The sequence below is a fragment of the Acetobacter fabarum genome, from assembly GCF_040702925.2.
Classification (GTDB): Bacteria; Pseudomonadota; Alphaproteobacteria; order Acetobacterales; family Acetobacteraceae; genus Acetobacter; species Acetobacter fabarum_B.
Genome location: NZ_JBFCXX020000116.1, coordinates 1 through 243, shown reverse-complemented (window position 1 = coordinate 243; position 243 = coordinate 1). Strand labels below are relative to the sequence as shown.

The following is a 243-nucleotide window of genomic DNA, read 5'->3' as shown; positions in this document are numbered from 1 at the left end:
GGCGATTGCTACGCAACCGAGCGGGAGCAAGCTCCCTCGCCACAGAGAATACCTTCGCCACAGGGGTAGAGCCCATGCATAACCCCTGCGCCGTCATCCCGGTCTACAACCACGAAACCGCCATCGCGACGGTGGTCCAGACGCTGCTCGGCAACGGCTTGCCCTGCGTGCTGGTGGACGACGCCAGCAGCCCGGCCTGCGCGGCGGTGCTCGAACAGTTGGCGGAAAACGAACGGGTTCACC

General features: G+C 65.4%; 1 protein-coding gene. It reads left to right on the top strand.

The window, feature by feature from the left end; translation table 11 throughout:
* Positions 1-74: 74 nt before the first annotated feature.
* The coding region (locus AB2L51_RS15340) for a glycosyltransferase (protein WP_400922730.1) at positions 75-243 on the top strand (169 nt) is incomplete at its 3' end.